General features: G+C 34.4%; 5 protein-coding genes. 4 read left to right on the top strand and 1 reads right to left on the bottom strand.

Annotation, left to right across the window (positions count from 1 at the left end; all coding sequences use genetic code 11):
- Positions 1–2,705: FG-GAP repeat domain-containing protein (locus AC4FQX_RS14490; RefSeq protein WP_491168436.1), on the bottom strand; the 2,705-nt coding region annotated here is incomplete at its 3' end.
- 587 nt (positions 2,706–3,292) lie between these two features.
- On the opposite strand from AC4FQX_RS14490, the gene AC4FQX_RS14485 reads away from it, so the two are divergent.
- The 4 genes from AC4FQX_RS14485 to AC4FQX_RS14470 all read left to right on the top strand — a co-directional run bounded on the left by AC4FQX_RS14485 (position 3,293) and on the right by AC4FQX_RS14470 (position 9,402).
- Positions 3,293–3,625, top strand: a complete 333-nt coding sequence (locus AC4FQX_RS14485; RefSeq protein ID WP_491168435.1) for a DMT family transporter — start codon at positions 3,293–3,295, stop codon at positions 3,623–3,625.
- A 99-nt stretch (positions 3,626–3,724) separates the two neighbouring features.
- On the top strand, positions 3,725–4,402 hold the full coding sequence (gene trmD / locus AC4FQX_RS14480) for a tRNA (guanosine(37)-N1)-methyltransferase TrmD (RefSeq protein WP_491168434.1): 678 nt from the start codon (positions 3,725–3,727) through the stop codon (positions 4,400–4,402).
- A 363-nt stretch (positions 4,403–4,765) separates the two neighbouring features.
- Positions 4,766–5,119 (top strand): 50S ribosomal protein L19, encoded by a 354-nt coding sequence (gene rplS, locus AC4FQX_RS14475; RefSeq protein ID WP_491168433.1) that lies wholly within the window; start codon positions 4,766–4,768, stop codon positions 5,117–5,119.
- A gap of 365 nt (positions 5,120–5,484) precedes the next feature.
- A complete protein-coding gene (locus AC4FQX_RS14470) occupies positions 5,485–9,402 on the top strand; it encodes a M60 family metallopeptidase (protein WP_491168432.1) in 3,918 nt (1,305 codons plus the stop codon).
- The last annotated feature ends 9 nt before the right edge of the window (positions 9,403–9,411 follow it).

Genomic DNA, 9,411 nt, shown 5'->3' with positions numbered 1-9,411 from the left:
TGTAATACGGAACGAAACCCAAAAAAGCCCAGTCCCTGAGTATTGGAAACGGCTCCGTGATAGTTAAAATCTTGTTGCTTGGTAATGGCTCTGTACGTATTTTCTATTTTGGAAACCACTTTTAAACCGGGGGCTCTCTCAATATCCATATTGGGATAGGTTTCTGTATATCCGGACTGATATACTTGTTGGTAGGAATCATAGGAATTATTGCTTATCGGCTGATACTGTATACTTTCGGTGATCTGATCACCACTGACCACTTTTCGTAAGGCAACGTCTTCTCTATTGTCCTTTTCGTTTATAAAATGGATTATTTTGTTTTTACTGATTAAAGCATATTCTAAATGATGATTTCTTTTCTCATTGGTCAGAAATATCGGAACAGCATGTTTATGGAAACCGGTACGCTTAGTAGTTCCTCTTTTTACCATAAAATTAATATCCTCCGGATTGGAAACTACATTTTCACAGATTCTGATTGTGGTCAGTATCGGATCTCCATCATTTCTGCCAACATTTTCATTACCGGAAGCGGTATAGGTTTTCTGAACTAAAATATCGGTTTTTCCATCGCCATTATAATCACCGGGAATATAGTGTACTTCTTTTAAACAATAATGAATACCATAAGATGCATTTGAAAAATCATCCCATACCAGTTGATTCCCTACATAGCCTTCTTCATAGTTTAAATATAAACCGGTATTTTTTTTAATATAAGAAACTCCTGTAGAAAAATAAAAATTCCAGCTATCCTTCCCTTTCTTTTCCGGAATAACAAAATCAATCTTACCGTCACCGTTATAATCGCCTAATAAGATGGGTTTGCTACTATCAATGGACGAGTCGTAAAAAGAAGCTATGACTTGTAATCTATTCGCTTCGCTTAAAGAATATACGGATACACTTCCGGGATTAAATACTAAAAGGTCGGCTTTACCGTCACCATTTACATCGGCAACCATTATTTTACTGGCAGGTGTAACGGAGGTAATTCCTACATGGGTTACAAAATTAGTGGTTAATCTTCGGTCTAAGTTGACAAAAAAAGCTCTGCCGTATTCTGATCCGGTGCCTGCTTGGCTGTTATTATTCTGATCACAATAATTCTGCCGGTAGGTTACATTGTTCTCTATGGCTAGTATATCGGTTAATCCGTCTCCGTTAAAATCCCCGCTGATATAGTGTTTGGAAACACTTACTTCGTGCTTAACAGGGGGTCTGTTAGGTTGTCTGCAACTTAAAGGATGTTCTGTATAGTATACAAACTTAGGAAAGGTATATTCTTTTTTATACTGAAAATAAATGGAGCTGGTGGAACCGGCGGAATAGGTACTGAAATCTACTTTATCGTTTTCTTCTTTTACTACGGTCCAACCCTGATAGGGCATTAGTTTACCGGTATGGTTCAGCCAGGAAACCGGAAAAATTTCTTTAAAGGTTCCTACAGTATGGATCCACCCGATATTCATTGTACTACCTTTATCAATATCGGTAAAGACCCAATACATTGATTTAGCATTGGCTCCTGTAGTAGGATATAAAAGAAAATCCATCTTTCCGTTACCGCCAAAATCACCGGATACCATCCCTGCATTGGTATAATCGATATTGGTAACACTCATAGAGGAAATGACATCATTTTTAAAACCGGAATCTTCGGTGTCTTCATAGATAAAAGTGAGAGGATCATAACTTGTACTGTTATCACCACTCTTTTCCTGAACGCTTATTATTCTTTCGTATCCAAATCCTGTCGGGGTAACATCGTGGCTAAGGCTATAATTCCTGTAACCTATTCCGCTACTTATTACTTTTATTTCGCTTAGAATGGTGCTTCTTAAAAAAGAGAGTCCGCCGATAAAAGATTGTTCGGGACGTTTTCTCTTTTTATAAATAAACCGGATTTCATTAATGGGCGTATTTGTGCCTGACATACCATATTGAATAGCGGAAAGACTTAATACATTCTCTAAAACAGTATAGGTGTAATTAATTCGAATTCCCTGCGGATCGGATTGGTAAGCAATGGCATACTCTAATGGTGAACTAACATTGGTTGATCCGTATTGCGCGGAGGAACCATCGGGATAATACACCCTAAAATAAGCGGGTCCAAAATTTGCTCCATGTGGAGAAACACCATGGGAAGTAATCTTTATATTGGAAAATTCCTCGGTCTGATATTCGGCTCCGTCTTTACCATAGATACCGCTTTTTAAAAGCAGGCGCTGTCCGTCCAGTGCAAAACGGTCACTAGCGGTAAAATTAACTGCGGAAATATTATTATCATGATGGGTAGTGGAAGGAATTCGGGTAATAGCTGATGCTCCGCTTATATTCCAGCCGTAACCTGCCAGTCCGTTACCACTCTGGCTGTTATAGGATAAACTGACGGACGGCACTACGCCATTGATTCCGGGAGCAACGGCAATGGGAATATCATAAATAGCTGCTCCGCTCAGAGAAACGGATAACTGCCCTTCGGTTACGCCAAATTCGGAGGAACCTGAATTCTGAGGGCTTATTTTCGGACTGCTTCTCTTTGTGGCTTCTTGTGGAACAGCTTCGGAAGAAGACTGAACGAAATCGGTTTGTAAAATAGGAGTTACGCCTTCGACAGGAATACCTTCATGATTTTTATCCTGTGCCTGACTTATAAACGAAATCAGAAAAAGGAATAGATAATAATGTTGTTTCATATGTTTTTGGTTGTTGGTAATTGGTTGTTAGTTGTTGGTTGTTGGTTGTTAGTGAGCACTGAGACTGTGAACTGTGAACTGTGAACTGTATACTGAAACTGAGAACTGGGTTATTTGTTTAAAGTTCTAATAAGTCAAAAGTCCAATGTCGAAAGGCTGAAAATAAAAAACAGCTAACCAATAATAGTAGTATTCTTTTCATACGGTAATCGACTTTAAGTGAAATTTTTCTTAAAAAACAAACTTAATTCTTTTGAAGCAAACTCCTACAGTATTATAAACGTTTTTTTACAAAAAACACAAATTAATTAATAATATTTTACTAAAATACACCATAAAGCAAACAAGTATGCTTAAAAAATACGTTTTCTTTAAATAATTATCTATTAGAAATTATTGTTTTTTAGGTTTAAAATTTAAAGTTCTGATAAGTCGAAAGTCAAATGTTGAAAGACTGAAAGTCGGCAGAGCGACTAATACCCCCTGGCGCGAGCACCAGCAGAGTACGATACGGAATTTTTTATAAAAACAATATTAATTTTAAACTGATGTTTAATATCTTTACTTCTTAACTGATAAATTATGTTATGAAAAATTTTATTTTTCTGTTTTTAGCCATTATTTTTGAAACTATTGCCACTTCTGCACTAAAGGCTTCGGAGCAGTTTACTAAAATCGGACCGAGTATAATTGTAGTTATCGGTTATGTTCTGGCTTTTTATTTTTTGAGTATTACCTTAAAAACAATACCTGTCGGGGTTGCCTATGCACTCTGGTCGGGTATCGGAATAGTTTTAATTTCAATAGCAGGTGCTATTCTCTATAAACAAATTCCGGATCTGCCTGCTGTAATTGGAATACTATTTATTATTGTTGGAGTTATTATTATTAATATCTTTTCTAAAACCTCAACACATTAGAGCGTTATAAACTATTTGGTTTAAAGATTCTAATAATCGAAAAATCTAATTATCCAATAATCAAGAATAGTATTACCTTTGCCCCTTAAATGATTTTATATGCGCATTGATATTATTACTGTTTTACCTGAATTACTTCAAGGTCCTTTTGATGCTTCTATCCTGAAAAGAGCAATTGATAAAGGTCTTGCTGAAGTTCATTTTCATAATCTGAGAGATTACACTACTGACAAGCATAAAAAAGTAGATGATTATCAGTTTGGCGGTGGTGCAGGAATGGTAATGATGATACAACCAATTGATGATTGTATTACTCATTTAAAAAGTCAGCGTGACTATGATGAGATTATTTATATGTCCCCGGACGGAGAAACTTTCAATCAGGGAATGGCAAATAAAATGTCAATGCTAAAAAATATCATTATTCTATGTGGACACTATAAAGGGGTCGATCAGCGTGTAAGAGACCATTTTATTACAAAAGAAATCTCTATCGGTGATTATGTACTTTCCGGAGGGGAATTAGGTGCGGCTGTACTATCTGACGCTATTATCCGACTAATACCGGGTGTTTTGGGCAATGAGACGTCTGCTTTAACAGATTCTTTTCAGGATAACCTGCTCGCTCCTCCTATTTATACCCGGCCTGCTGTATATAAAAACTGGCAGGTACCGGAAGTTCTGACCAGTGGCCATTTTGCAAAAATCGAACAATGGAGGGAGGACAAAGCCTATGAACATACTAAGAACAGACGACCGGATTTACTGGATGGTTGATGGTTGATGGTTGATGGTTGATGGTTGATGGTTGGTTGTTGGTTGTTGGTTGTTGGTTGTTGGTTGAAAATTAAACAATCCAAGTTGAGAAAACAAAAAATTAAAATATAAAAAATTCTTCAGTCATCACGAATACAGATACACTAAAACGTACCTCTTGGTAAATCTAATATTATAAATATCTTGCTTCTTTGTTCTTTACTCTCTGTAATATATCGTACATCTAATATCATAAATCGTAAATATTTTAGTATTCAGCGCTTTGTAGCTAAGAAATAATAATTATATTTGCAACCAAATTTAGACCAACCTCTGGCGATAATCGTGAATGTTGCTCTGGAAAACCATTTTAAATAAAAAATCATGGCAGATTTAATGAAATTCGTTAACGACGAATTTGTTGCAAAAAAAGATTTCCCGGACTTCAATTCCGGAGACACAATTACTGTGTATTATGAAATTAAAGAGGGTGAAAAAACTCGTACTCAGTTCTTCAAAGGTGTAGTAATACAAAGAAGAGGTTCTGGAAGTACTGAAACTTTCACAATCAGAAAAATGTCAGGTTCTGTAGGTGTTGAACGTATTTTCCCTGTGAATTTACCAGCTTTACAAAAAATTGAAGTTCATAAAGTCGGTAGAGTTCGTAGAGCTCGTATTTTCTACTTCAGAGAACTTACCGGTAAAAAAGCAAGAATTAAAGATAAAAGAAGATTCTAATTATCTTTCTTTTTACAATAAAAAGGGTTATCCACAGGATAACCCTTTTTTTATGCTTTTTTTTTAAAATATTTCAAAAAAAAACAAAAAACCGTACTCTTCTTTATCCAAAGTTATACAAATAATCATACCTACAATACTATCTGACAACTATAACAACCTCAGATTCACAATAAAAGATCTATTAAAGAGTTATAGAAACACACAAATACTTAAAATAAACATAAATGATTTTTAAAAACCAATTCTATAATCCTCCAATGTAATGCTTTCATAACAATAAAACATTTATACTACATTCTATGAATCAAAATAGGATAATACAAAAAAAATACTCTCAATATTAAAATTACAAATTATCTTTTATGAAAAAAACATTTTTTTTTATATTGCTTCTTTTAGCTTTATTTCTAAACAATAAAACTACTGCACAACAAGTTCCTATAACAACTCCATATCCTACTACGTTTGAAATAAAACAAATAAACAGTGCTGATAAGGAAAAAAGTCGCTTAATACAGAATCTGAAAAAATTTGATCATACGCTAACTGGTTTTTACTTACATAAAAACAAAAAACTAAATATAAAACTGGAAACTTTAACTCCTTCAAATGATGGAGCTAATGTCGTTCTGGTCATCGGTACAATAGGAGAAGTAAGCCCTTTTGATCCGAATACAGTACAAAATGTCACTTATATTAATCTTCATGAGGGTACAAATCTAATTGATGGAGCCATGCATCAGGGAGGAATGATTACATTTCGTTATGTAAGACAAAAAAAAGGTGACCCAAAAGGGAAAATAAAAGTGAGTTTTCTTGATAATAGCGAGCAGGTACGGGCACCACATTATAAATATGGTATAACCAGTGATAAAGAATTTACTGAAATGATACAACAATATAATGCTTTAGAAGTGCTATTCTCATCAGATTTAATGAGTGTTGTTGCAACAAAAACAGCAGCAATACAACATTCACTAACAACAAATAAAAAAGAATGGATGGATTCCTTTCATAAACTACTGGAGATAGAAGATGATATTAGCGGAATGGACGATAATGACCCTAACCCTATTCATCATAGACTTAAAGCTGGTGAGGTTCGTTATTTAATGGTACAGACCTATAAAGATTCTAATCCTTATGCAACTGATTATATCACCGCTTATCCTGATCCGATAAAAATTTTAATTCCATTAAAAACACCAACCAACGGATCCGTTAACGGACCATGGATGGTAGCACATGAAGTAGGGCACCAACATCAACAAGGAGCATATCAAATCCCTCAGTCAACAGAATCTTCCGTTAATATCTATTCTTATAAAGTACAACGCTATTTTGGAGGTTCCAGTACTTATGTCCGTACACCAGATCGAAACATTGAAAAAATAAAAGGATATTTCTCTTTACCGGATCGAGAACGTTTCTATGAAATGCCGGATCAACGATTACAACAAGCTGCCGGAGGTGTTAATTATAATGAAGTTCGTTTCTTATTATGGGAGCAGTTTTTTTATATTTTTGGGGATCAGTTCTATAAAAATCTTCATCGTGTGACTCGTGAAGAACAAAAAGAATCTACTAGCGATGATGAAACAAAATTCTATTTAATATGGAAAGCTTCTCAGGTCAGCGGATATGACCTACGTCACTTTTTTGATGCTTGGGGTGTTAAGATTAAAGATGAATATTATCAAAAAGATTTAGATGAAAAATTTGAAAAAGCAAAACTTCCTTTACCAAAACGTGTAGACGAACTTCACTTAGTAAGTGGTGAAAAATTCTTTGCAGGAAACTATAAAGGATGGCTTCCTCTTCAATTAAAAGGAATTACTGAATCAAATCCAAGTAATGACAAAAATATACAACCTGAAAACCCTCTGATCTCTAAAAATAAATATTGTAATTATACTTCAAAAAAAGGCGTATTCACAGATCCTCGTGATGCTAAACAATATCCGTATAAAAGCTATGGAGACAAAGACTGGTTTATGACCAATCTAGACTGGGATGGCTATAACGGAACTGATGAAACCAGCAGAGGTACTATTGGAATGTATGGAACAAATGACCCAACAGGAAAAGTATACGGACGTATGTATCCTACAAATACCGAAATGAATAATCGATGCCCTACCGGGTGGGAACTGGCTAATAACAATCATTTTAGAGCGCTATCGCAACATTTACAAACAGAATTAGCTCTTAAATCAGAAGAAGAAGTAGTTCAATGTTTAAAATGTGGAGGGGACAGAGATGAAATTGCTGATGGACTATGGGCTAAAGGTCCCAGCAAAATCAATACGATTAAAGCCGCTCAGGTAGGATTTAATATACTTCCTGCAGGAGTAATTACAAAAGACGGTGTGTATGACTCTGGTGATAAAGAAGGAGAGAAAGCCAGTTTTTTAAACGATGGATTCTTTCATAGTGTATTTACTACCGCTTCGAAAATACGGGAGTATAGGAATAAAAATACTATCCATCATGCTGCTATACGCTGTGTCCGCAATAAAGCTAAAAAGATAGATCAGATAATCACTTTTAATACTTTAAAAGAAATAGAATTACCAAGTGAAAATAGTAAACTAAACGCGACGGCTTCTTCTGGACTACCTATAACTTATACCAGTTCTAATACAGAAGTAGCTACTATTATAAATGGGGAAATTCATCCTTTAAAAGAAGGAAAAACAATTATAACAGCCTCTCAGAATGGGAATCAAAATTATAATCCGGCTCCTGTTGCAAAACAGGAACTAATCGTCGTTTCTAAAACAAAAAAGAAAGATCAGACTATTACTTTTAATGCTTTAAAAGAAATAGAATTACCAAGTGAAAATAGTAAACTAAACGCGACGGCTTCTTCTGGACTACCTATAACTTATACCAGTTCTAATACAGAAGTAGCTACTATTATAAATGGGGAAATTCATCCTTTAAAAGAAGGAAAAACAATTATAACAGCCTCTCAGAATGGGAATCAAAATTATAATCCGGCTCCTGTTGTAGAACGTGAACTAATTATCGTTTCTAAAACAAAAAAGAAGGATCAGACTATTACTTTTAATGCTTTAAAAGAAATAGAATTACCAAGTGAGAATAGTAAACTAAACGCGACGGCTTCTTCTGGATTGCCTATAACTTATACCAGTTCTAATACAGAAGTAGCTACTATTATAGATGGGGAAATTCATCCTTTAAAAGAGGGAACAACAATTATAACGGCCTCTCAGGATGGGGATCAAAATTATAATCCGGCTCCTGTTGTAGAACGTGAACTAATTATCGTTTCTAAAACAAAAAAGAAGGATCAGACTATTACTTTTAATGCTTTAAAAGAAATAGAATTACCAAGTGAAAATAGTAAACTAAACGCAACGGCTTCTTCTGGACTACCTATAACTTATACCAGTTCTAATACAGAAGTAGCTACTATTATAGATGGGGAAATTCATCCTTTAAAAGAGGGGACAACAATTATAACGGCCTCTCAGGATGGGGATCAAAATTATAATCCGGCAACATCTATTAATCAGAACCTTATTATAAAAGAAAAAGCAAATATTTATGATGTTTTCATAAATAATGAAATATGGGATCTGAGTAAAACCTATTTAATACCTGAAAAATATACTGGAAAAACAATAGAAATATATGTGGATTTACCTACAGATATTATAATAGAAAACCAAAAGAACCCATTTAGTATAGAGGTCACAAAAGCATCTGTACAAAATGTAGAATTTACAGTTAGTGGCATAAAATATAATGTAACAATAGAAAAACGTTTTAATTTTGACGAGATTGTAAAATTAAAATGGGGAGATACTTATATTGTAAACAATAATTCAGCTGTTAATGGGGGTTACACTTTCACAGAATATAAATGGTATAAAAACGGAATAGAAGAAGGCAGCAAACAATATCTTCAGATCAAAGATATGAAAACAGCTGAATACATTGTAGAAATGACGATACAGGATGGTATTTTAAGAACCTGGGGGAAATCACTGAGTCTGAAAAAAACAAATCTGATAGCCTACCCTAATCCTGTTGCTTCTGGACAAACTTTATATCTGGATGCTACAAATATGCCTGAAGAGTTTATCAGTGATGCTGTAATTACCCTTTATAACAGTATTGGAGTCAACTTAAAAACGCAAAAGATAACGAGTACGATTACTCCTTTAATTCTTCCTATGGTTAAGGGAATCTATATAGTTAAAGTCGTTTCAAAAATACACGAACAAGAATTTAAAATTATAGTCAAATAAAGTCAAAAC

Source organism: Flavobacterium sp. AK-301, from assembly GCF_058310215.1.
This window is presented reverse-complemented; position numbering and strand designations above follow the sequence as displayed.

Coding starts and splice junctions, on each gene's coding strand:
- AC4FQX_RS14485 (WP_491168435.1), top strand. CDS start 3,293: ATGAAAAATTTTATTTTTCTGTTTTTAGCCATTATTTTTGAAACTATT.
- trmD (WP_491168434.1), top strand. CDS start 3,725: ATGCGCATTGATATTATTACTGTTTTACCTGAATTACTTCAAGGTCCT.
- rplS (WP_491168433.1), top strand. CDS start 4,766: ATGGCAGATTTAATGAAATTCGTTAACGACGAATTTGTTGCAAAAAAA.
- AC4FQX_RS14470 (WP_491168432.1), top strand. CDS start 5,485: ATGAAAAAAACATTTTTTTTTATATTGCTTCTTTTAGCTTTATTTCTA.